This window comes from Verrucomicrobiia bacterium, assembly GCA_019634625.1.
Classification (GTDB): Bacteria; Verrucomicrobiota; Verrucomicrobiia; order Limisphaerales; family CAIMTB01; genus CAIMTB01.
On the sequence record JAHCBA010000010.1, the window covers coordinates 88,322 to 110,431 of the forward strand.

General features: G+C 68.2%; 16 protein-coding genes. 13 read left to right on the top strand and 3 right to left on the bottom strand.

The window, feature by feature from the left end; genetic code table 11:
- The first annotated feature begins 178 nt into the window (after positions 1–178).
- From KF833_08165 to KF833_08180, 4 genes are read left to right on the top strand one after another with little or no spacing between them, the layout of a single operon-like run.
- Complete coding sequence (locus tag KF833_08165) at positions 179–1,723, top strand: O-antigen ligase family protein (GenBank protein MBX3745272.1); 1,545 nt, start codon at positions 179–181, stop codon at positions 1,721–1,723.
- A 22-nt stretch (positions 1,724–1,745) separates the two neighbouring features.
- Complete coding sequence (locus KF833_08170) at positions 1,746–2,534, top strand: class I SAM-dependent methyltransferase (GenBank protein ID MBX3745273.1); 789 nt, start codon at positions 1,746–1,748, stop codon at positions 2,532–2,534.
- Between the two features lie 12 nt (positions 2,535–2,546).
- Positions 2,547–3,692, top strand: coding sequence for a glycosyltransferase family 4 protein (locus tag KF833_08175; GenBank protein MBX3745274.1), 1,146 nt, complete (start codon positions 2,547–2,549; stop codon positions 3,690–3,692).
- Between the two features lie 8 nt (positions 3,693–3,700).
- Entirely contained in the window at positions 3,701–4,771 is a 1,071-nt protein-coding gene (locus tag KF833_08180) for a glycosyltransferase family 4 protein (GenBank protein ID MBX3745275.1), read from the top strand.
- Here the strand turns inward: KF833_08180 and wecB are convergent.
- Positions 4,747–5,925: a UDP-N-acetylglucosamine 2-epimerase (non-hydrolyzing) gene (wecB, locus tag KF833_08185; GenBank protein ID MBX3745276.1), complete on the bottom strand. Its 1,179-nt coding sequence runs from the start codon at positions 5,923–5,925 to the stop codon at positions 4,747–4,749. The genes KF833_08180 and wecB overlap by 25 nt on opposite strands.
- Positions 5,922–7,157 (bottom strand): glycosyltransferase family 4 protein, encoded by a 1,236-nt coding sequence (locus KF833_08190; protein MBX3745277.1) that lies wholly within the window; start codon positions 7,155–7,157, stop codon positions 5,922–5,924. The genes wecB and KF833_08190 overlap by 4 nt, the downstream gene beginning before the upstream one ends.
- A gap of 463 nt (positions 7,158–7,620) precedes the next feature.
- Here KF833_08190 and KF833_08195 point away from each other — a divergent pair, with 463 nt between their 5' ends.
- The 3 genes from KF833_08195 to KF833_08205 are packed head-to-tail and all read left to right on the top strand — an operon-like array spanning position 7,621 to position 13,417.
- On the top strand, positions 7,621–9,078 hold the full coding sequence (locus KF833_08195; protein MBX3745278.1) for a DUF362 domain-containing protein: 1,458 nt from the start codon (positions 7,621–7,623) through the stop codon (positions 9,076–9,078).
- Positions 9,075–10,928 carry a PAS domain-containing protein gene (locus tag KF833_08200; protein ID MBX3745279.1) on the top strand — a complete coding sequence of 618 codons (1,854 nt, stop codon included), beginning with the start codon at positions 9,075–9,077 and terminating at the stop codon, positions 10,926–10,928. The genes KF833_08195 and KF833_08200 overlap by 4 nt, the downstream gene beginning before the upstream one ends.
- 5 nt (positions 10,929–10,933) lie before the next feature.
- Positions 10,934–13,417, top strand: a complete 2,484-nt coding sequence (locus KF833_08205; GenBank protein ID MBX3745280.1) for a PAS domain S-box protein — start codon at positions 10,934–10,936, stop codon at positions 13,415–13,417.
- 984 nt (positions 13,418–14,401) lie between these two features.
- Here KF833_08205 and KF833_08210 read toward each other — a convergent pair.
- The gene (locus KF833_08210; protein ID MBX3745281.1) at positions 14,402–15,352 is read right to left on the bottom strand and encodes a shikimate dehydrogenase; all 951 of its coding nucleotides are present in this window, start codon (positions 15,350–15,352) and stop codon (positions 14,402–14,404) included.
- 517 nt (positions 15,353–15,869) lie between these two features.
- On the opposite strand from KF833_08210, the gene KF833_08215 reads away from it, so the two are divergent.
- The 6 genes from KF833_08215 (at position 15,870) to KF833_08240 (ending at position 21,923) form a co-directional block, all read left to right on the top strand.
- Positions 15,870–17,312: a hypothetical protein gene (locus KF833_08215; protein MBX3745282.1), complete on the top strand. Its 1,443-nt coding sequence runs from the start codon at positions 15,870–15,872 to the stop codon at positions 17,310–17,312.
- Positions 17,309–17,776 (top strand): DUF1425 domain-containing protein, encoded by a 468-nt coding sequence (locus tag KF833_08220; protein ID MBX3745283.1) that lies wholly within the window; start codon positions 17,309–17,311, stop codon positions 17,774–17,776. The genes KF833_08215 and KF833_08220 overlap by 4 nt, the downstream gene beginning before the upstream one ends.
- A gap of 126 nt (positions 17,777–17,902) precedes the next feature.
- A complete protein-coding gene (locus KF833_08225) occupies positions 17,903–18,499 on the top strand; it encodes a penicillin-binding protein activator LpoB (protein MBX3745284.1) in 597 nt (198 codons plus the stop codon).
- A gap of 34 nt (positions 18,500–18,533) precedes the next feature.
- A complete protein-coding gene (hypE, locus tag KF833_08230; protein ID MBX3745285.1) occupies positions 18,534–19,592 on the top strand; it encodes a hydrogenase expression/formation protein HypE in 1,059 nt (352 codons plus the stop codon).
- A gap of 217 nt (positions 19,593–19,809) precedes the next feature.
- Complete coding sequence (locus KF833_08235; GenBank protein MBX3745286.1) at positions 19,810–20,901, top strand: RHS repeat-associated core domain-containing protein; 1,092 nt, start codon at positions 19,810–19,812, stop codon at positions 20,899–20,901.
- 485 nt (positions 20,902–21,386) lie between these two features.
- Complete coding sequence (locus KF833_08240; GenBank protein ID MBX3745287.1) at positions 21,387–21,923, top strand: hypothetical protein; 537 nt, start codon at positions 21,387–21,389, stop codon at positions 21,921–21,923.
- Positions 21,924–22,110 lie beyond the last annotated feature (187 nt).

Below are 22,110 nucleotides of genomic sequence, written 5' to 3' on the forward strand. Positions count from 1 at the left end.
ATCAGTCCTCGTGCTCAGCCCGAAGGGCGGTACTCGTCCTCGTCCTCGAACCCGCAGGCACACCTTTCGGGCGCCGCCCTGGCCCTCTCCATGCCCAATTCCGGACCGCACGGCCGACCCGCCCGCACCCGAAAACGGTGTTGCCCCGGACCCGCCGGACCCGGACTATCCTGCGACGATGTTTCGTGAACTGGGACTCCCCGCATGGGTGGCCATTTATTTGGTGGCCATCCCCCTGGCGGTGATCGTCGGCGTCAGCGTTGCGGACCCGTCCTCGCCGAAAAGCCTGCTGACCCTGGCCATGCTCCTCGGGGTCGGTCTGCTCCCGCTGATGCTGCGCTACTACCATGAGTCGCTCATCATCTGCTGGAATTCCGCCCTCGTGGTCTTCTTCCTCCCGGGCCGCCCGACCCTCGCCATGATCATGGTCGCCCTCACCCTGGGCATGGCCGTCCTGCACCGCGTCATGCAGCGCCGTCCCCTGACCCTCCCCGCCGGTCCCACCATCGCCCCGCTCGTCATCATTGGAATCGTCGTCCTGGCCACCGCGCTGGCCACCGGCGGCATCGGCGGACGTGCCTTCGGCGAGGAAATGTGGGGCGCCCGTCGCTACTTCGGCGTCTTTTTCGGCATCCTCGGCTACCTCGCCCTGATCTCATCGCCCATCCCCCCCGAACGGGCCCACCTGCTGGCCGGCCTCTTCATCCTCTCCGGCGTGACCGCCGCCGTCAGCGATCTGGCCTATGCCTTCGACCTCACCTTCCTGTTCCTCCTGTTCTCAACCGAACTCGCCTTCCTTCAGGCGGTCGGCGACCAGATGATCGGCGGGTTCACCCGGCTCACCGGCGTCTGCTGGGCCGCCTGGGCGGTCTTCAATTACCTGCTCCTCCGGTACGGGATCCGCGGCCTCCTCGACGTGACCCGCCCCTGGCGAATGGGCCTCGCGGTCCTGGCACTCTTCGGAACCCTCATGGGAGGCTACCGCTCCTACATCATCCTCACCATTCTCATCATCGGCTTCCTCTTCTTCCTCGAAGGTCTCCACCGCACCAAGGTGCTGTTCTTCACCCTGCTGACCGCCCTCCTCACCACGCTCGCCGTGCTCCCGAACGCCCGGGCGCTTCCCCTCGCCGTGCAGCGTTCGCTCAGCGTCATCCCCTTCGTCAATGTGGACCCCGTCGCCCTTCGCGATGCCCAGGGCACCCTGGACTGGCGTCTCGAAATGTGGAAGACGGTCCTCCCGGAGGTGCCGCGATACCTGCTCGTCGGCAAGGGGTTCGCCTACAGTGGCACCGACTATTACCTCACCGAACAGGCGTTCATCCGCGGACTCGTCCAGAAATCGTACGAGGGCGCCCTCATCAGCGGCAACTATCACAACGGCTTCCTGACCGTCATCATCCCCTTCGGCATCTGGGGCCTCATCGCCTTCACCTGGTTCATCTCCGTCGCCTTCTGGGCCCTGGTCCGAAACCATCGCTATGGCGACCCGCGCCTCGCCGGCATCAACCGCTTCTTCCTCGCCTCGTTCCTCACCAAGCTGGTGTTCTATCTCACCATCTACGGGCAGTTCGACCTCGACCTCCAGGGCTTCACCGGCCTCCTCGGCATGAGCCTCGCCATCAATCGCGGAATCCGCTCCCCGGCCCGTGCCCCCGCCTTCGTGCCCCAACCCCGGGGCGGCCTCGCACAATCCGAATCTCCCGCCCTCTCCCCCGCCTGAAGCCCCTCCCCATCCCCAACCCATGCCCACGCCCGAGACGTCCCCGTCCGAGCTCAATCACCTGAGGCAGACCTGGGAAACCCTCGGCGCCGAGGACCCCCTCTGGGCCGTCGTCAGTCATCCCTCCAAACGCGGCGGCGGCTGGAACGTCGCCGACTTCCTCGCCACCGGCCGCTCCGACATCGACCGCCTTCGCTCCATCCTCGCCCGACATCCGGGCACGCCCGACCGTTTCCGCCATGTCCTCGACTTCGGCTGCGGCGTCGGCCGCCTCACCCAGGCCTGGCGGCCCCACGCCGATTCCGTGACCGGCGTGGATATCTCGGAACCCATGATCCGTCAGGCCGAACGCCTCGCCGCCGGCCACCCAGGCATCCAGTTCCTCGTCAATGTCCGCCCGGACCTCGCCGCCCTCCCCGACGGTCACTTCGATCTCTGCTTCTCCTACATCTGCCTCCAGCACATGCCCTGGCCCCTCGCCCGGGCCTACCTCGCCGAATTCGCCCGCGTCTGCACTCCCGGGGGTTGGCTCCTCTTTCAGTTGCCGTCCCGCCCCCCTCCCACCGCCGGCCTCGCCCGCCTCCGCCAATCCCTCGTCAATCTCCTCCCCTTCGGACTCGACCGCTCCTACCGCCGCTGGAAACACGGCAGCGCCGCCGTCTTCGACGTGTACTACACCCCCCCGGACACCGTCATCCAGACGGCCACCGACCTCGGCCTGACCTTTTGCCTCCGCGAATCCGATCCCTCCGCAGGACCCGATACCGAAGGCTTCCTGTACCTCTTCCGCCGCCCGGCCGGGCCCGCCTGACCCGCTCCCCAGATGGACCCCGCTCCCCCGGCGGTTCCTTCCCCGATCCGCCCCCTCATCCTCCACGGCGAAACCCTGGGCTGCGCCGGCGCTCAGCGTGTCCTCGCATTCTTCCTCAATGGCACCTGCCCCGATGCCGTCGAACCCACCCTCGCCCTCGCCCCCAATCCCAAACTCAGCCCCCTGATCCCAGCCCTCACCCCCACCCATCCCCTGCCCTCCAACCAGCAGTTCTCCCCCGTGGGCCTCGCCCGCCAGCTCCTCTCCCTCCGCCGCCTGATCCGCTCCTCCCGCTGCCACCTCCTCCATGGCTGGACCGCACGCGATTGGGAACTGACCGCGCTCGCCTCCCGCCTCTTCCGCCTCCCCTCCATCGGATCCCTCCACGAACATCCCCGCGCCCAGCACATCAATCCCCGCCGCCAGCACCTCATGCGCGCCTGCGCCCGCCACGGTCTCCACCGCGTCCTGTGCGTCTCGGACGCCGTCGCCGCCGCCTGCCGCTCCGTCGGCTACCCCGCCGAACGACTGCTCGTGGTCCGCAATGGCATCCCCGCCCGCCCCACCCCCTCCCCCCCCGCACCCGGTCCCGTCATCCGACTCGGCTACCTCGGCATCCTCGACGACTCGAAGGGCCTCCCCGACCTCTTCCAACTCCTCGACCTCGCCGCCCCGCATTCCCCCCCGTGGTCCCTCCAACTCGCCGGCGGGACCCTCGACGCCGCCGGCGAAGCCTGCGTCGCCCAAATCCGCAACACCTACCGCTCCCGCCCCTGGTGGCCCGCTGTCTCCTGGCTCGGCTGGGTTCAACCCGTCAACCCGTTCCTCCAGTCCATCGACCTCCTCCTCATGCCCTCCACCGCGTTCGATGCCTTCCCTACCGTCCTCCTCGAGGCCGGCGAAGCCGCCCGCCCCGCCTTCGCCCATCGCATCGGCGGTGTCCCCGAAATCGTTCAGGACGACAACTCCGGCTGGCTCTATGACCGCACCGATCTCCCCGCCGCCGCCCGCCTCCTGACCCGACTTCTCCACCACCCCGGTCTCCTGACCCGCGCCGGCACCGCGGCCGCCGCCCGCATTCGGACCGAGTTCGCCGTCGATCGTATGGTCGCCCAATACGCCAGCGCCTACCGGACCCTCTCCCACCCCGCCCGGTGATCCCGCCCATGCGCCTCGCGGTGGATACCAACGCCACCTTCACCACCCGCGCCGGGGTGGCCCGCTATATCCGTGGACTTCTCCAGGGACTCCGCACCCTGGACCTTCCCCAGGGCTGGTCCGTCGAGGAGTTCGCCTGGCCGGTCGAGAACTTCGCCTTCCGCCAGCCCCGCCGCGCCTGGCGCACCTTCTACCGCGAATGCCTCTGGACCCGCACCGTCGCCCCACGCCACCTCCGCTCCCGGCACATCCGCCTCCTCCACAGCACCGCCGCCCCCCTCCTCATCCCCCCCCGCGGCATCCATCACGTCGTCACCGTCCACGACATCGCCTTCCTCACCCACCCCGACCGCTTCCGACCCTGGCACCGCCGCATGGCCGTCCGCGGACTCGCCCGCGCCCGCCGCGCCGACTGCATCGTCTGCATCAGCCGGTTCACCGCCGATGAACTGGTCCGCCACGCCGGCTTCGATCCCGGCCGTCTCCGCGTCGTCCACAACGGCTGCGGCCTCCCCGCCCCCGTCTCCCCGCTGCCTCCCCTGCCCCAGAACCTGCGCCACCCGTTCTTCCTCTTCGTCGGATCGCTCGAACCCGGAAAAAACCTCGCCCTCCTCCGTCAATCCTACGAACTCGCCCGCCAGTCCGGACGCCCCCTCCCCGACCTCGCCATCGTCGGGGCCCGCTTCCCCGGCCTCGCCGCCGAAGGACCGCCCCCCCCCAATTGGCACTACCTCGGCCACCTCCCCGACCCCGATCTCGCCGCCCTCTATTCCCAGGCCGTCGCCCTCCTTTTCCCCAGCCGGTACGAAGGCTTCGGCCTCCCGGTCGCCGAGGCCATGTCCCTCGGCTGCCCCGTGGTCTGTTCCCCCGTGTCCAGCCTGACCGAAGTCGCCGCCGACGCCGCCCTGCTGGTCCCCCAGGAACCCGCCGCCTACCTCGACGCCGCCCTCCAACTCGCCACCCTTCCCTCCCTCCGTCTCGACCTCGTCCACCGCGGCCGCCAACGGGCCCTCCACTTCACCTGGGAACGCTGCGCCCGTCAGACCCTCGACGTCTATCGCGAAGCCCTCGGCGCCTGATCGCCCTCGAGAAACCTCCGGCACGCCGCCACAATCCGTCCCGCCGAACGCCCATCCCCGTACGGGTTCCGCCGCGCCGCCATCTTCCGGTACGCCCCCTCATCCCCCAGCAGCCGTTCCACCTCCCGCACAATCGTCTCCCGCCGCGTCCCCACCAGTCGGACCGTCCCCGCCGCCACCCCCTCCGGTCGCTCGGTCGTCTCCCGCATCACCAGCACCGGCTTCCCCAAACTCGGCGCCTCCTCCTGGATCCCCCCCGAATCCGTCAACACCAGCGTCGCCCGGGCCATCAACCCCACAAAGGGCAGATACGACAACGGCTCGAGCAGATGCACGTTCGCCCGCTGCCGCGCCCGGCTCCCCGCACCCCCGCGCAACCACCGCTCCACCGGCTCCCGCACCCTCGGATTCAAATGCACCGGATACACGAAATGCACCTCCGGATGCCCCCGCGCCAGATCCCCGATCGCCCGGCAGATGTTCTCAAACCCCTCCCCGAAACTCTCCCGCCGATGCCCCGTTATCAGCACAAACCGCGGCACTTCCCCCGCCCGCCACGACTCCGGCAGCCCCGGCACCTCGAACTCCTTACCCTGGACCCGCCGCCGCGCGATCATCAGCGCATCAATGACCGGATTGCCCGTCACCCGGATCCGCCCCGCCGGAACACCTTCCCGACGCAGATTCTCCCGGCTCCACCGCGTCGGCGCAAAATGCAGCGCCGCCAGCCGCGACGTCAGCACCCGGTTCGCCTCCTCCGGCCACGGCGCCATCATGTCCCCCGTCCGCAATCCCGCCTCCACATGCCCCACCGGGATCCGCCGGTAGAACGCCGCCAGCGTCGCCCCAAACACCGTCGTCGTGTCCCCCTGCACCAGCACCAGATCCGGCCGGTCCTCCGCCAGATACCCGTCCACCCCGCTCACCGCCCGCGCCGCGAATTCCGCCAGGCTCTGGTCCGGCCGCATCAGGTCCAGATCCGCGTCCGGCCGGATCTCGAAGGTCTCCAGCACCTGGTCCAGCATCTGACGATGCTGCGCGGTCACGCAGACCCGGCACTCGATCCCCTGCTCGCCCCGCAACGCCAGAATCACCGGCGCCAGCTTGATCGCCTCCGGCCGCGTTCCGAAAATCACCGACACCCGCCGCTTCATCGACGCCCCTCCCCGCCCACGCCTCCCAGCCCCTGCCGTCGCCGCACCTCCTCGTAGAAGTCCTCCACCCGCGTCACAATCCCTTCCCACGCGTACTCCCGCGCCACCTTCTCCCGCCCCCTCTCCCCCATCGCCCGCGCTTTCTCCGGATCCCCCAACAGCTCGATCAACCGCCCCGCCAGGGCCTCGGAATCCTGCTCGACCAGATACCCGTCCACCCCGTCCTCGATGGTCAGAAACGGAATCCGACACCCGATCACCGGCTTCCCCATCGCCCACGCCTCGATGTACACCCCCCCAATCCCTTCCTGCCGCGACGGCAACGCAAACACATCCGCCGCCGCCAGGGCCGACGCCTTCAGCGGATCCATCGCGTCCACCCGCCCGATATCCACCACCCTCCCATCCCCCAACGCCGCAATCCGCTCCCGGCTGTCATCATAGTGCGGCCCCATGAACACGAAACTCGTCTCCGGCTCCCGCGCCCACACCTTCGGCGCCGCCGCCAGCAGCACATCGAATCCCTTGTACCCCAGCTTCTGACCCAGAAAGAGCACCATCTTCCGCCGAATCCCGTGCGCCGCCCGAAACCCGTCCGCATCCCAGTCCGACGCCAGCAGCGGCCCCACTCCTATCCGGCAGATCCGCTCCCGCCCCACCCCCAGACGCTCCATCTCCTCCCCCTCCGCCCGCGTGAACACAAACACCCCGTCCGACCGCCGCAGCACCCGGAAGAAATGCCGCATCAACACCCGCCCCAGCCGCGTCTGCATCCGCGGACTGTAATTCGGTGTCACGAAAAACGGGCACCCCCTCCGTCGCGCCAATCCCAGCGATGCCCACGTCAGATGCTCCCGCCCGATCCGGATGTTGTGCACCACGTCCGCCTCCCCGCACCGCGCCGCCCAACGCCGCTCGAACCACCGGCTCAACAGCGGATACCCCGCCTCCGGAAACGGCACACACCACGGAACCACCAGCGCCATCCAACACCGCGCCGCCAGCGTCGGCTGAACCCGCTGCACCCGGATCCCCCCCACCTCGTACGCGTCGTCCCCCCAGGGCGCCCGCAACGTCGAGTCCAGCAGGTACCGGTTCCGCTGGTCCGTCCATTGCGAAAACACCGTCATCCCGTGCCCCCGCTCCCCCAGCATCCGCCCAATGGTGTACCAGTGGAGCTGTGCCCCACCGACGCTCGGATAATACGCTGTCGCTGTGTGGATGATCCGCATCGCCCCGTTCCCCCGCATCGTGGCCGTACCGCCCGCTCTCGTCCCGACGCCGGGCCCCGGACTGTGCCGCCCCGACCGCCCCCGGACAAGGATGCACCGCCCGACCTCGGGCGCATCCCAGGCTTTTGGCACCCGCCCAAACCACCCCTCGCACGACTCGTACGCAGCCCGAAGGGCGGTCCTCGTCCTTGTCCTCGATCCCGCAGGCACACCTCCTCGAGCCTCGCCTTGTGGCGGGCGCGATGGGTTCGATCGTGTTCGGACCTCCCATTCCGCATCCGACCTGGATCTCAGGTCTCAGGCTTCAGGCTTCAGCCTTCAGGTTTCAGGCCTCAGGCCTCAGGTCGGGCTTGGCCCCCCGCCCACCCCCCCGCAAATCCCGCTCGCGGGCCCGCCGCGCCTTGCGTTAGAAATCCGCCACCCGGAAGTCCCAAGCCGCTTCCGGGTATGAGGAGGACTGTCATTGATTCCATCGCCAGAACCCATTCCCGATCCCGCGCCCTCAGGCCCTCTCCCGCCCCCGCCCGGCATCCGCCCCGCCCTCGTTGCCGCCCAACGCGGCCCCGCCCATTACCGGGATCCCCGCGCCATCCGCGCCCTCGTGGAGGCCGCGCTCGCCTCCCTGGATCTCCCCGATGACTTCGTCCGACCCGGCGACCGCGTCGTCCTCAAACCCAACTGGGTCAAGGAACACGACGAACGCCGCCCCGGTCCCGATGCCTGGGAACACGTCGTCACCCACCCCGCCGTCATCGAAGCCGTCCTTCGCTGGGTCGCCCCGCGCCTTCGCGGTTCCGGCTCGATCGTCGTCTGCGATGCGCCCCAGACCGATTCCTCCTTCGCCACCCTCCGCCACTACTGCCAGTTGGACGATCTGGTCTCCCGCGCCCGCGCCGATCACCCGGGCCTCGCCATCGATCTCCTCGACCTGCGACCCGAGGAATGGCACGCCGTCGATGGGGTCACCGTCTCGAAGACCTCCCTCCCCGGCGATCCCTTGGGCAGCACCCGCGTCGCCCTCAACGAAGCCAGCGAGTTCGTCGGGTTCCATGGCTGCGGCCGCCTCTACGGCGCCAGCTTCAATATGGAGGAAACCAACGCCCACCACGCCGGCGTCCTCCACGAGTATCTCCTCTGCCGCACCCCCATGGACGCCGATGTCCTCATCAACCTGCCCAAGCTCAAAACCCACAAGAAGGTCGGCATCACCTGCGCCCTCAAAAACCTCGTCGGCATCAACGCCAACAAGAACTGGCTCCCCCACCACACCGAAGGCACCCCCGCCCAGGGCGGTGACCAGTTCCCCGCCCACACCGCCAAGGCCCGCCTCGAACATGCCTGGATGGGCGCCGCCAAACGCTTCCTCAAAAACCGCCCGCGCCTGTCCCGCCTCTTCGTTCCCCTGAAAAAGGCCGGACGCCTCGTCTTCGGCAACACCCAGGCCGTCGTCCGCTCCGGCAATTGGCACGGCAATGACACCTGCTGGCGCATGGTCCTCGACCTCAACAAGTGCCTCTTCCTCCACACCGGCTCCGGCGAACCCCGCTCCCATCCCCTCCGCTACCTCGCCGTCGTCGATGGCATCGTCGGCGGCCAGGGCAATGGCCCCATGGCCCCCGATCCAGCCCCCGCCGGCACCGTCCTCGCCGGCACCCACCCGCTCGCCGTCGATTGCGTCGCCGCCACCCTCATGGGCTTCGACTGGCCCCGCCTCCGCCTCCTCGAACGCGCCTTCCACCTTCGCCCCCCCACCTTCGTCCCCTTTGCCCCCGCCGAACTGCGCGTGGTCTCCCCCCACCCGCCCTGGAACCGTCCCCTCGACACCCTTTCCGATACCTTCGCCTTCGAACCCCACTTCGGATGGCTCGGCGCCATCGAGTCCCGCGCCGCGCCCTTCCCCAGACCCCGCCCACCAAGATGAACCCCAACCGCTCCATCGCCCGGACCCAGGCCCCCCCCCCCGCCCGAAGTCACCGGCCCCACCGGAACGCCGCCCGCCTCACCCTCCACGTCCGCGTCGCCGAAACCGCCCGCCTCGAACGCGCCAACCGCCTCCTCCGGGTCCTCCTCGATACCCAGAAGCAGGTCCCCATCGCCTCCTCCCCCGACTCCTTCCTCCGCGAAACCTGCCGGCTCCTTGTCGCCTCCGGCGTCTTCCGCCTCGCTTCCATCGCCACCCTTCACCCCACCGGTTCCCCCTCCCTTCAACCCGTCGCCCACGCCGGCTTCCTCGCCTCCCCCCCGGAACCCTCACCTCCCCAACCCGTCCCCGTCCCCCAGCCTCCCCATCCCCTCGCCCTTGCCCTCGCCCGAAACCTTCCCCACGCCGTCCCCGATCTCGCTCCCCTCCGCTTCCTGCCCCCCTGGAATTCCCTCCCCTTTCCCGCCCCCCCCTCCCCCGCCACGCTCGTTCCCCTCGCCGCCGATGCCCGGCCCCCCTTCGCCCTCCTCTGCCTCGCCCACACCTCCCCGGACCCCCTCGACCCCGACACCCTCGCCCTCCTCACGGAACTCGCCCGCGATGTCGTCGCCGGTGCCGATACCATCCGCCGCGACCTCGCCCGCAGCCACGCCGTCGCCGAACTCCACGCCAGCGAGGAACGTCTCCGCCTCGCCCTCTGGGCCGCCAATCAGGGCCTCTTCGATCTCAATCTCAAAACGGGCGAGGCCATCGTCACCCCCGAGTACGCCACCATGCTCGGCTATGACCCCGCCGACTTCCGCGAAACCAACGACCGCTGGCTCCAACGCCTCCACCCCGACGACCGCGAATCCGTCCGCGCCACGTTCCTCGACTACCTCGCCGGCCGCATCCCCACCTACCAGGTCGAGTTCCGCCAACGAACCCGCTCCGGCGACTGGAAATGGATCCTGTCCCTCGGAAAACTCGTCGAACGCGACGCCGAAGGCCGCCCGCTCCGCATGCTCGGCACCCACACCGACATCAGCGCACGCAAGCAAACCGAGGCCGCCCTCCACGCCGCCGATCAGGCCCTCCGCGCCAGCGAAGAGCGCTTCCGCCACCTCAATGCCGAACTCGAAGAACGGGTCGGCCAGCGCACCGCCCAGCTCGAAGCCGCCCTCGCCGAACTCGACGCCTTCGCCTACTCCATCTCCCATGATCTCCGTGCCCCCCTCCGCGCCATCGTCGGGTACGCCGGGATCCTCGCCGAAGATCACGGTCCCCAACTCGACCCCAAAGCCGCCTCCCTCCTCGATGTCGTCCGCAACGAGGCCAGACGCCTCGGCCAGATGGTGGATGACCTCCTCCGCTTCTCCCGCCTCGGCCGCCAACCCCTGACCCGCATCGCCGTGGACATGAACCCCCTCGTCCAGGCCGCCCTCCGCGAACTCGCCCCCCACCTCGCCACCCGTCAGGTCGCCCTCCAGCTCTCCCAACTCCCCGGCGCCGTCGGCGATCCCTCCCTCCTCCGCCACGTCTGGATCAACCTCCTCGACAACGCCCTCAAGTTCAGCCGCCACCAGCCCCGCGCCGAAATTCACGTTTCCGGCTTCATCCGCGACGGATTCGCCACCTACTCCGTCCGGGACAACGGCGCCGGCTTCCCCATGGCGCATGCCCACAAGCTCTTCAACGTCTTCCAACGCCTCCACGCCGCCGACGAATTCGAAGGCACCGGCGTCGGCCTCGCCCTCGTCCATCGCATCGTCCAGCGCCACGGCGGCCGCATCTGGGCCGAAGCCCAACCCGACCACGGCGCCCTCTTCCATTTCTCCCTCCCCACCCACCCTCCGGACGCCACCGCCTGATCCTCATGCCCCTCGACCCCACGTCGCCTCGCACCCTCCGCGTCCTGCTCATCGAGGACTCCGAACCGGACGCCGGCCTCGTCCTCCACGAAATCCGCCGCCACGGCTATCGCGTTCATCACCAGCGCGTCTCCGACGCCGCCGCCCTTCAGGTCGCCCTCTCCGCCCAGATCTGGGACCTCATCCTCGCCGATTACTGCCTCCCCCGCTTCACCGGCCTCCAGGCCCTCGAAATCGTCAAGGCCCAGGGTCGTGACATCCCCTTCATTCTCGTCTCCGGCAATATCGGCGAAGATGTCGCCGTCGGCGCCATCAAGGCCGGTGCCCACGACTACCTCCTCAAGGACCGCCTCGCCCGCCTCGGCTCCGCCATCGAACGCGAACTGCGCGAGGCCGAGGCCCGCCGCTCCCGCCGCCAGACCGAAGACCAGCTCCGCAAACTCTCCCAGGCCGTCGAACAAGGCCCCGCCGTCGTCTGTATCACCGACCCCGCCGGCACCATCGAATACGTCAATCCCCGCTTCACCGAAGTCACCGGCTACACCCCCCCCGAGGTCGTCGGCCAGTCCGCCCGCCTCCTCAAATCCGGCCGCTGCACCCGTGCCGAATACGAACTGCTCTGGGACACCATCTCCCGCGGCGAAACCTGGCGCGGCAATTTCCTCAACCGCCGCCGCGATGGCTCCCAGTACTGGGAAAGCGCCACCATCGCCCCCATCCGCGATGCCTCCGGCATCATCACCCACTACCTCAAACTCGCCGAGGACATCACCAGCCAGAAGGCCGCCGAGCAGCGCATCCGCGAACAGGCCGAACTCCTCGACCACGCCAGCGATGCCATCCACGTCCGCACCCTCGATCACGTCATCCGCTACTGGAACCTCGCCGCCGGCGCCATCTACGGCTGGCAGCCCGGCGAGGTCCTCGGCCGCAAATACACCGACATCCATCCCCACGATTCCCAGTTCGTCAGCGCCCAGGCCGCCCTCCTCGAACACGGCGGCTGGTCCGGCGAAATGAAACACCCCACCCAGTCCGGCAAGGTCATCGATGTCTTCTGCCGCTGGACCCTCGTCCACGGCGAACCCGGCCATCCCGCCTCCATCCTCGCCATCCATACCGACGTCACCGAAAAGAAACAGATCGAGTCCCAATACCTCCGCGCCCAGCGCCTCGAAAGCCTCGGCTCCCTCGCCGGCGGTATCGCCCATGACCTGAACAACATCCTCAGCCCCATCCTCCTCGCCGCCCCCCTCCTCCGCGAATCGGTCACCAACCCCGACGACCGCCGCATGCTCGATACCGTCGCCTCCAACGCCCGACGCGGCGCCGAAATCGTCAAGCAGATCCTCACCTTCGCCCGCGGTGTGCCCGGCGAACGCCTCCCCGTCCAGCCCAAATACCTCATCGAGCAGACCCTCCAGATGGTCCACTCGACCTTCCCCAAACAGATCCGCGTCACCCACCGGACCCCCAATGACCTCTGGCCCATGCTCGCCGATGCCACCCAGATCCAACAGGTCCTCGTCAACCTCTGCATCAATGCCCGCGATGCCATGCCCCGCGGAGGCACCCTCTCCATCACCGCCACCAACGTCACCCTCGACGAAACCTACGCCGCCCGCACCCCCGGCGCCCAACCCGGTCCCCACGTCTGCCTCCGCGTCGGCGATACCGGCTGCGGAATCCCCGATGATGTCCTCGACAGTATCTTCGAACCCTTCTTCACCACCAAACCCCCCCACCAGGGCACCGGCCTCGGACTCTCCACCGTCCTCGGCATCGTCCGCAGCCATGGCGGCTTCATCAATGTCGATACCCTCCCCAATCGCGGCAGCACCTTCGAAGTCTATCTCCCCGCCCGCCCCAGCAGCACCGCCGTCGCCCCCCGCAACGACGAAACCCCCGCCCCCCGCGGCGGCAATGAACGGGTCCTCGTCGTGGATGACGAATCCCCCCTCCGCGATGGCCTCCAACGTGTCCTCGAACGCCATGGCTACCGCGTCCTCACCGCCGCCGACGGCGCCGAGGCCATCAGTCTCCTCGCCCAGCACCGCGCCTCCCTCCATGCTGTCGTCTCCGACCTCATCATGCCCGGTCTCCACGGTCCCGAACTGGTCCGTGCCGCCCTCCAGATCGCCCCGGACCTGCCCTTCCTCGGCATGACCGGCGCCTCGGAACGCGATGGCTTCCAGGCTCTCCAGCACCTCCCCCTTGCCGCCCTCCTCACCAAACCCTTCCCGGCCGAACGCCTCCTCGCCGCCCTCCACCAGGCCCTCCATGGCGCCAAAGGCGCCCCGACCCCGTCCCACACACCCGTGGCACCCCCCACCCCTCCCGCACCTACCCCATCCCCGGCGGCCACCACCACCGCATCACCCACTCCCGCGCCCCCAGCACCCACGCCAGTGCCGCCGCCGCCAGATACGGACCGTACGGCAGGCGCGCCGACCACTCCCGCCGCCCCGCCGCCGTCAACCCCAGCGTGATCACCAGGCCCGCGATCGAACTCCCCAGCAACGCAAACACCACCCCCGTCCACCCCGTGAACGCCCCGATCGCCGCCATGAACTTCACATCCCCCAACCCCATCGCCTCCCGCGGCACCGTCACCTCGTCCCCCACCGCCTCCATCCACGGCACCGTCCCCGGATCCACTTCCTCCTCCCCGATCCGCAGCATCCCCCCGCGCAACTGCAGCCGCACCGTCACGTTCCGGTAACACCGGTCCGGCAGCTCCAGCCGCGTGGCGTGAAAAGCCAGCGTGTCCGAGACCCGGTAGAAGACCTCCTCGTACGGCAGCACCCGGTCCGGCAGATGCAGATCGGTCTCCGTAAACACCATCCGCGTCCCCGTCGGCAGCACAAACCGTTGCCGCCCCAGCAACAGCTTCCCCAGCTCCAGCATCCCGTACACCAGCCCCGCCCCCAACCCCGCCCCGATCAGCGACGCCTTCAGCGACGGCCATACGAACTCCTCCCCGTGCATCCCCGGCGCGATCACCGAAAAGGCCACCCCCGCCACCGCCCCCCCCAGCGTGATCTCGTCCGGAATGATCAGGTGCTCGAGATCAATGAAGGTCGCCACCACCAACCCCGCCGCAAACACACAGAACGCCGAGGCCACCCACACCCCGGTCCCTCCATGCAACACCCACAATCCCGCAAATAATCCCGCGGTCAGCAGTTCCACCCAGAAATACCGCGAAGCGATCCCCCCCCCGCACGACGCACACCGGCCCCGCAACAGCAGCCACGAGACAATCGGGATGTTCTGCGCCCATCCCACCCGCACCCCGCACCGCGGACAGTGCGAAGGCGGATGGATCAGACTCTGCCCCCGCGGCATCCGATGGATGCACACGTTCAGAAAGCTCCCCACGATCGCCCCCACCACCGCGTACACCGCCGTCCAGAAATGAAACGGCGCCCCACCCCACCCCGTCCCGTCCATCATCCCCGCCGCCATCGTCATCACAACGCCTCCCCCCCGCCATACACGTTCGCCCACAACGCCCGCCGCATCACCTCCACAGGGGCTGTCCTCCCGCTCCAGATCTCCAAGGCCGCCGCCCCCTGGTACAACAACATCCCCAACCCGTTCGCCGTCCGGCAACCCGCCGCCTTCGCCGCCGCCAGAAACGGTGTCTCCGCCGGCCGGTACACCATGTCGTACGCCCCCCGCGCCTTCCCCAACGAAAATGTCCCCGTATCCAGCGGCAGCCCGTCCCCAGCCTTCAACCCCACCGAGGTCGCATTCAACACAAGGTCAATCTCTCCCTCCGGATATCCCACCAACACCCGTGGCGCCTCCCCCCCCATCCGTGACCGGATCTCCTCCGCCACCTCGACCGCCTTCGCTTCCGTCCGGTTGACCAGCCACATCGCCCCCACCCCCTCCGCCGCCAGTCGCAATGCCGCCACCCGCCCCGCCCCCCCGGCCCCCAGGACCAGAACCCGCGATCCCCCCGGTTCCCACCCCAGATCCTCCCGCAAGGACCGCACAATGGCGTCCGCATCGGTGTTGAAACCCCGCATCCGCACCTCCCCGGCCTCCTCCGGCTCCATCTCCCCCAGCGGTCGCCACGTCCCTCCCCCGTCGCGCCCCTCAAATCGCACCGTGTTCACCGCCCCATACCGCTCCGCCGACTCGTCCAGCTCCGCCATCATCCCCAACGCCAGCAGCTTGTGCGGCACCGTCAAATTCACCCCCACAAACCGCATCGCCGCCGCCCCCGCCAGCGCCTCCCCCAGCGCCTCCGGCCGCACATCGAACGCCCCATACCGCCAGTCCAGACCCAGCGCCGCCATCCCCGCATTCTGCATCGCCGGCGACGCCGAATGCCGCACCGGATGGCCGTACACGGCGCACAACCGCGTCCCCGCCCCCAATGCATCGCCAGCCACGCTCGATCCCGTCGCCATGTGGCCGGGCGTTATAGTGGCCCGCCTCCACCCCGGCAAAGCCCAATCTATGAACGCAACCAGCGTGCATATGCACGCTGATTCCGTCCATTTTGCCCGCGCCGGGCGCATCTCAGATTCTCGGAACTCGCCCAAGCCATCCCTCGTGCGTACTCGTACTCAGCCCGAAGGGCGGTACCCGTCCTCGTCCTCGAACCCGAAGACACACCTTTTCAAGCGCCGCCTTTGGGCCCGGTGCATCCCCAGGTTGTCGGTGAGGAGGCGGCGAATCGGAGGGACGAGCTCCGCGAGTCCTCAACCCAACGCTCCACACCGTTCTGAAGGTTTGGAGCGCAGACTCTCCCTCCCCGCGGCAGCCCTTCGAGCGATGCGGAGGCATGAAATCGGAGGGCCGAATTCTACGAGGCCGCAAGGGCGTGGAGCGAGGGGATGCGCACTCCCCATTGCGATCCCCGCCCCCTCCGGTCATCCTATCCCGCGTGTCCCGCGGCGCTCCGGCGCCCGGCCACCGATCGCCATGCACCCGGAACCCTTCGCCCCCGAGATCCCCGCCTCGCGATGGCGTCGCCGTTCCCTCCTTGCCCTCAGTCTGGCCCTCCTCGTCGCCGCCTCGACCGGCTGCCGCACCTACGCCACCAAAACCGAGTCCTACCGCCAGAACTGGCGCGCCGGCCAGGTCGAACAAGCCGCCAAAGCCTTCTCCGACCGCGCCGAAAACCGCGCCCAGGGCCGCGACGCCGTCATCTGGCGGCTCGAACAGGGCACCGCCCTCCGCGCCGCCGGCCGCTACCCGGAAAGCAACCGCGCCTTCGAAATCGCCGAAGCCCGCATGTCCGAATTCGAGGCCCGCGCCCGGGTCCGCGTCGCCACCGAGGCGATGTCCGCCGTCACCACCCCCGCCAATCTCCCCTACGAAGGCCGCGCCTACGACCGGATCATGGCCGCCACCTACCGCGCCCTGAATTACCTCGCCCTCGACCAGCAGGATCAGGCCCGCCCCGCCCTCCTCCGCGCCCACCAGTATCAGCAGGATGCCGTCGCCGAAAACGCCCGCCGCATCGAACGCGCCCAGCAGGAGGCCGCCCAGCGCGGCCACGCCGCCGCCATCGACAACACCCGCCAGCACCCCCAGTTCCAGCAGCGCCTCGACGGCCTCTACGCCCCCCTCTCCGCCCTCCAGCCCTACGCCGAGTACGTCAACCCCTTCACGGTCTGGCTCGACGGCGTCTTCTTCCTCGCCCAGGCCAGGGACTTCTCCGACCTCGAACGGGCCCGCGTCTCGCTCCAGCGATCCCTCGCCTTCAACCCCAATCACCCCGCCATCCTCGCCGACCTCGACGCCTGCGAACGCCGTCTCCGCGGCGAACCCCTGCCCGCCGTCACCTACGTCATCCTCGAAAACGGTCAGGCCCCCGTCCGCCAGCAGGTCCGTATCGACATCCCCATCGTCTTCGCCAACGTGTCCTACATCGGTACCGCCTGGCCCGTCCTCCAACCCCAGTCCGGCCACCTCCCCTCCCTCGCCGTCGATGCCCACGGCACCCGCCATGCCAGTGCCCAGATTGCCAGCATCGACCGCATCGTCGCCCGCGATTTCGAGGACGAAAAACCCGCCATCGTCACCCGCACCCTCGTCTCCACCCTCGCCAAGGGAACCGCCGCCTTCGTCGCCAATCAGGCCGCCAGCCAGCAGGACGAAGGCCTCGGCGCCCTCGTCCGCCTCGCCACCCTCGCCTACCAGGCCAGCGTCAACATCGCCGATACCCGCACCTGGACCACCCTGCCCAAGGAGTTCCAGATCGCCCGTCTCCCCACCCCTCCCGACCGCCGCCTCGACCTCGTCTCCGCCGGACATCCCCCCGCCCGCGTCCACCTTGAGGAGGGCCACGTCAACGTCGTCTATGTCCGCTCGGTCAGCAGCATGGCCCCCCTTCGCATCTCCCAACTACGACTCAAATGAAACTGCATTCCCGACCCATCCTCGCCCTGTCCCTGCTCGCCGTCGTCGCCTTCGCCGCCGGCTGCAACACCTCCAGGCACCAGGTCAATACCGTCGAACCCGCCAATCCCCACTACGTCCGCCAGCCCATCGAGGACAAACGCATCCTCCGCGATCGCAATGTCTCCCGCTCCGTCGCCATCCTCACCGTCATCGAGGGCGTCACCCCGGAAGGCCTCCAGCGCATCGGAGTCGAAGTCCAGAACAGGCGGACCCAGTCCTTCCGCTTCAACTACCGCTTCGACTGGTTCGATCTCCAGGGCTTCCCCGTCAACACCCCCACCGCCACCATGATCTCACGCCAGATTGAGGGCGGACAAATCCTCGTCCTCGACTCCGTCGCCCCCCACCCCCACGCCCGCGACTTCCGCCTCACCCTCCAGGAAAGCACCCGCGACTACTTCCCCCGCATCCGCCGGGAATAACCCGTCACAACCCGTTCCCAACCCGTCCCCATGGTTCCCCGTCCCACTCCTCCAGTGACCCCGGCACCACGACTCCTCCCATCCCATTTTCCCCGGAAACCATCCCCAACCCCTGAAGCCGTTCCCATGAAATCCCTCCTCCTTGCCACCCTCACCCTCGCCCTCGTCGCCGTCACCCAGCCCGGCTGCACCCGCCGCGCCCAATACGTCGATGCCAGCGGCGGTCGCGTCCTCGTCACCCTCGACCAGATCAACATCCAGGACTTCTCCATGGCCGCCGAGGACGCCATCACCGACCTCCTCGCCTCCGGTGTCCTCGATCGCGTCCCCTCCTCCCCCGCCGTCATGGTGGTCAGCCGGGTCATCAACAACACCGCCCAGCAGGTCGATACCGACCTCCTCACCAAGAAGATCCGCGTCGCCCTCAACCAGAGCGGCAAGGCCCTCACCATGACCACCCGCGGACCCGGTGGCACCGCCGAGGACGAACTGGCCCGCGAAATCGCCCAGGAATGGCGCGACCTCGGACTCGAACCCACCCCCTCCCGCCCCCCCGACTTCAGCCTCTCCGGCAAGATCATCGAGACCTACACCCGCGCCGGCAACTACCGCCAGGCCGCCTACACCTTCCAACTCGCCCTCACCGACCGCCGCGGCCTCGCCGTCTGGGAAGGTGAAAAGGCCGTGGTCAAACAGGGTCGCCGCCCCTCCGTCGGCTTCTGACCCCGCCCCACCCGCCGGGCCCTCCTCCGGTTCCATGGCCCCTGCCGCCTTCGACCTCGACTGCCCGGTTCCCCTCCGGAATTACCCGCGCGTCCTCCTCGCCCACGGCGGCGGTGGACGCCTCATGCACGACCTCATCGCCACCCTCTTCACCGCCACCTTCGCCAACCCCATCCTCGACCGCGCCCACGACGCCGCCGTCCTCGATCCCACCGGCCCCGCCGAACGCCTCGCCTTCACCACCGATTCCTACGTCGTCCGCCCCCTGTTCTTCCCCGGGGGCGACATCGGTTCCCTCGCCGTCCACGGCACGGTCAATGACCTCGCCATGGCCGGCGCCCGTCCGCGCCACCTCAGCGCCGGCTTCATCATCGAGGAGGGACTCCCCATGGAAACCCTCTGGCGCGTCGTCCGTTCCATGCGCCTCACCGCCGACCGCTCCGGGGTCGCCATCGTCACCGGCGACACCAAGGTCGTCGATGCCGGCCGCGGCGACGGCCTCTACCTCAACACCGCCGGCCTCGGAATCATCCGCCATTCCCTCCTCATCGAACCCCGCTCCGTCGTCGCCGGCGACGCCATCGTCGTCAGCGGAGACCTCGGTCGCCACGGCATGGCCGTCATGGCCGTCCGCGAAGGACTTCAATTCGACAGCGCCATCGAAAGCGATTCCGCCCCGGTCGCCAGTCTCGTCCTCGACCTCCTCGATGCCGGGATCGAACTCCACTGCCTCCGCGACCTCACCCGCGGCGGCCTTGCCGGCGCCCTCAACGAAATCGCCGCCACCGCCGCCCTCACCCTCCGCTTCGAAGAGGCCTCCGTCCCCGTCCGCCCCGATGTCCGGGCCGCCTGCGAAATCCTCGGCCTCGACGTCCTCCAGGTCGCCTGCGAAGGGCGCTTCGTCGCCTTCGTCCCGCAACACGACGCCGACCGCACCGTGGAATGTCTGCGGCGCCATCCCGACGGCACCCACGCCGCCCGCATCGGCACCGTCCTGCCCCTCCCCGACGGCGGCGTCCGCCTCGTCGGCACTCTCGGCGTCGAACGCCCCCTCCCCATGCCCGGCGGCGAACAACTCCCCCGCATCTGCTAAGACGCCGTAGCCGCCCTCCGCTCGCCCCAAAGGACGCCTGCCCCTGAACTGCCCTCCGCCCCCCCTCGCACGACAGACCCTCCCCGCCTGGCGGAACCCGCTCAGGGCCAGCCGGGAGAGATCACATGTTAAATTCAGAGATCTGAACTCAAATGAGTTCCCTGCGCCGCCCTGGCTCATACCACCATCCAGCCGGTACTTCCCTACGCCTGTCAAAATGACAATCAGGCTCCATCAAAAGTTCTGCTCCGCCGCAACCTTCGTCGCATTGTCGGTCCTGTCGCTGTTGCCCTGCCTGGCGTCCTTGCCGTTGAACCCGGACATGGCCGGCCGGCCAACCCACGACTGGATCAAGCGCGATCCGGTCTGGAACCCCGGCGGCGGCGGGGGATGGGTTGCGACCGGCGAGACGCGCAACCTGTACGACGGACGCCGCGTGGTGCAGGAACCCAACGACGCCAACACCCCAACTGTCACCTACACGCGGGGTCCGGACCTGAGCGGGACCCTCGAAGGCGCCGGGGGCATCGGGGGGTTGCTGGCCCGATCGAACGGGTACAATCCCGCCAATGGGTCCTGGAGCACCCACCACTACTACCACGCCGACGGCGGCGGGAACATCACCGCCCTGCTGAACAACCACGCGACCTCGGCGGCGGTCGAGGCGACCTACCGGTACGACCCGTACGGACGGACGCTCTCCCAAAGCGGTGCGATGGCCGATGCCAACACCTATCGGTTCTCCTCAAAGCCGTTTCACCCCGCGATCGGGCTCTACGACTACGGATTCCGATTCTACGACCCCATGCTCCAGCGGTGGATCAACCGGGATCCGATTGGGGAAAGCCTTCTGATATTGGCCTCGCAGGGGAATGGGTCTCGGGCCGTGCCGGCGGAACTTGTAATCGGATCCAACCTTTTTCAGTTCACCGGCAGTGATCCAGTCAACCACGTGGACACAGACGGCCGAATTATAGTTCCTACGTTAATCGTCGGCGCTGCGATCCTAACAGGTTGGGGCCTTTGGGAGCTTGCCGATGCGATACGGAACGCGCAACGGAGTGCGGAGAACGCATCGCAGAATCGGGAGCGTCAGAATGATGCCATTGCGGATCCGCTAACCGCCTACTGCCCGACTAAAAACCAGGCAGTCGCGAATGGCCTGGGCGATATGGCACCGGACATTTACAGGATGGCGACTGGACCAGGGACGCTTGCAGGGGGACCCCCTGGGTCAGCGAGTGCAGGAGAAGCAGGAGTCACGATCATTTGGACAGGTACTCGACCGGAGCCGGAGGATAAGAAATGAATGGAAGCATCGAAAGGGAACGGAGACAGGCGCGTGTCCTGGCGATCGCATCGATACTGATAGGAACTACCTGTATTCTCAGTGTGACGCTAGTCTACTTCTTGTATGGAGATTGGTTGGATCTTTACATGCAGCAGGAGCCAACCGAGGCCACCAATGCCTTCCTGATAAGAGCAATTAAGGCATCTGCCTTCAGACTAGTGCCGGGTCTGTGTATTCTACTAATTGCCGTCGGAGTCGGCAATTTGCGTTACATAAAAAAGGAGGAGAAGGAGTTGGCCCCGCAGCAAAACATGTTGAAACACTGACGAGGCTTTCAGGCCGGCGCGAAGCAGGTCGGCCACCCGCGCCTGCCGCTGCGGATTTGGGCCAGAATGCTTGTCCAAGATTGCGGTATCTGGTCCCTGGATTGGTTGGCCGCGGACTGTACACTTGACATTCTGTTTGGCAACCCAAGCGAAAACCACGGAGAGAAATGGAACCCCATGAATTCGACGTTGTATCTGCTTCCGTCCACCACCACCGCCATCCTCGCCGCGCTGCTGCTGTTTGCGCCGTACCCGTCGTTCGCCCAGGCGAAGCATGAACTGCTGACCGCGGCCGCATGGAACGCTCTGGTGGCGGCGGACTACGGAGTCGCCATCGACAGGGCCGGGGAATGCATCGGGGAGTTCAAAGAGGCGGCAGGCGCGCTCCAGGCGGACCTGGAACGGGCTGGCAAGCCTTTGCCGAGTGGCGGCGTCACGGGAGCCGCTCGTGACGCGATCCTGGCGAACGGGCCGTTGAACAGCGTGGCCACCTGCTACTTCATCATCGGCGAGGCCAGCCGCCTGTTCGTCCGGACGGACCCCGCCAAGTTCGTCGCGGCCCGAAGTGCCTACGAGGAGGCCAAACTGGGCTTCGGACGCGGCTACAACACCAACGGGGTGTTCTGGATCCCCGCGGAGAAGGCCACCCTTCGACTTCAGGCATTCGCCACGGTGACCAACAGCGTCACCCCAGCCTCGCCGCCGCCGCGGTGACGGCGTTGATTGTCTGATGTGCGCCTGGGGGGCATGCCGGAAGACGTGAAGCTTGCGCCGTGACGCCGCAACGACCCGGGCAGATGTCACCGGGCCCCCGATCGCCGGGTAAGCGTGCCCGGTAAAAGGCGGATTCACCACGAAGGCCCGAAGGACACGAAGAGGGCAATGGTCGTTAGGGCCGCCC

Coding starts and splice junctions, on each gene's coding strand:
- KF833_08165 (MBX3745272.1), top strand. CDS start 179: ATGTTTCGTGAACTGGGACTCCCCGCATGGGTGGCCATTTATTTGGTG.
- KF833_08170 (MBX3745273.1), top strand. CDS start 1,746: ATGCCCACGCCCGAGACGTCCCCGTCCGAGCTCAATCACCTGAGGCAG.
- KF833_08175 (MBX3745274.1), top strand. CDS start 2,547: ATGGACCCCGCTCCCCCGGCGGTTCCTTCCCCGATCCGCCCCCTCATC.
- KF833_08180 (MBX3745275.1), top strand. CDS start 3,701: ATGCGCCTCGCGGTGGATACCAACGCCACCTTCACCACCCGCGCCGGG.
- wecB (MBX3745276.1), bottom strand. CDS start 5,925: ATGAAGCGGCGGGTGTCGGTGATTTTCGGAACGCGGCCGGAGGCGATC.
- KF833_08190 (MBX3745277.1), bottom strand. CDS start 7,157: ATGCGGATCATCCACACAGCGACAGCGTATTATCCGAGCGTCGGTGGG.
- KF833_08200 (MBX3745279.1), top strand. CDS start 9,075: ATGAACCCCAACCGCTCCATCGCCCGGACCCAGGCCCCCCCCCCCGCC.
- KF833_08205 (MBX3745280.1), top strand. CDS start 10,934: ATGCCCCTCGACCCCACGTCGCCTCGCACCCTCCGCGTCCTGCTCATC.
- KF833_08210 (MBX3745281.1), bottom strand. CDS start 15,352: ATGGCGACGGGATCGAGCGTGGCTGGCGATGCATTGGGGGCGGGGACG.
- KF833_08215 (MBX3745282.1), top strand. CDS start 15,870: ATGCACCCGGAACCCTTCGCCCCCGAGATCCCCGCCTCGCGATGGCGT.
- KF833_08220 (MBX3745283.1), top strand. CDS start 17,309: ATGAAACTGCATTCCCGACCCATCCTCGCCCTGTCCCTGCTCGCCGTC.
- KF833_08225 (MBX3745284.1), top strand. CDS start 17,903: ATGAAATCCCTCCTCCTTGCCACCCTCACCCTCGCCCTCGTCGCCGTC.
- hypE (MBX3745285.1), top strand. CDS start 18,534: ATGGCCCCTGCCGCCTTCGACCTCGACTGCCCGGTTCCCCTCCGGAAT.
- KF833_08235 (MBX3745286.1), top strand. CDS start 19,810: ATGACAATCAGGCTCCATCAAAAGTTCTGCTCCGCCGCAACCTTCGTC.
- KF833_08240 (MBX3745287.1), top strand. CDS start 21,387: ATGAATTCGACGTTGTATCTGCTTCCGTCCACCACCACCGCCATCCTC.